The 1101-nt window shown below is 42.3% G+C and carries 2 protein-coding genes; both read right to left on the bottom strand.

The features are described 5' to 3' along the window. Positions 1-31 precede the first annotated feature (31 nt). Positions 32-355: a hypothetical protein gene (locus Q0605_RS02370; protein WP_298703873.1), complete on the bottom strand. Its 324-nt coding sequence runs from the start codon at positions 353-355 to the stop codon at positions 32-34. Between the two features lie 231 nt (positions 356-586). Then, a partial coding sequence (locus Q0605_RS02375; RefSeq protein WP_298703876.1) for a hypothetical protein occupies positions 587-1101 on the bottom strand: 515 nt, incomplete at its 5' end.

Consider the following 1101-nt stretch of genomic DNA (forward strand, 5'->3'; position numbering starts at 1 on the left):
TGCCAACCGCTTACTAAATTTTGCATTTTTTTTACTCCTCCACGAATTTTGTAATTGAATTTTGTAGATTTTCATCCTCTACAATAAATCTCACTTCTTTGCCATCTCGATTTTTCGCAGTAGCAACACCGCTAGTGGCATCTTTCCAGCTCATATCAAAATCACCAAAATAAACCCTAGTTTCTAAAATATAGCCCAAGCGACGATTGTATCTATCATATCCGTTGCCGTCAAAAGTAGCATATTTTTCAATCTCTCCATACTCCCTGACACGCTCGATCTGAATTCTTTTTCTCTCAACGTAGAAAACGTTGCCGTTAAAATCTTGAACCTTTGTCAAAACTTGCTTTTTCATCTTTTTCTCCTTTTAGGCTTTGCCCTTTTGATTTATGAGTGAATTATACAATATATTTACTTAAATTATGCTTAAAAATGTATTAAATAGAAAATAAAAATATGAAATAGATACTTTTCATGAAGAAAATTCATTCAGCAAAAAGAGAAATCTAGGGTTCAAATCCCTCTCTGTCCGCCACTACCTCATAATTTAAATCAATTAAATTTCACTTCCGTGATTCAGCCGATTTCAGCCGTCTAGGATACTGCCTAAAAGCAGCACCGGCATCATTAGCGGCATTACGATGAGTCCTTGTATGTCGGTATCCATTTTCGCATCGCGCTCGCTTTTGATCCCGCTATCGACCGCTATACGCGCGGGGTACTCGATCGGCACGCTTAGGCGGTGCGATCTGCGCAGCTCGTCGTGATCTTTTAAGCGCTTAAAATATTTGCCTTCGATCAGATAGGAGTAGCGAAACGTAGAGCTATACGCTGGCTCAAGCTGCTCTGGGTCGTCCATTAACTTAGCCTGCACGGATAGCGGCAGATCGTATTTTACGAGCTCGATTTCATGCTGGATATATGCGGCATCGCTGCCCTCGTTGTATCTGTCGATCGTGAGCATGCTTACGTTGCGCCTTATCGCATTTTTATTTAGCGACGCCAGACTCGCAACCTTGGCGCGCACGGTTCCACTGAACAACGGACACGCCTGCTCGATGTAACCGACCTGACGCCGGTACTCATCATCATCATGCTCAC

The organism is uncultured Campylobacter sp. (assembly GCF_938017705.1).
Lineage (GTDB): Bacteria > Campylobacterota > Campylobacteria > Campylobacterales > Campylobacteraceae > Campylobacter_B.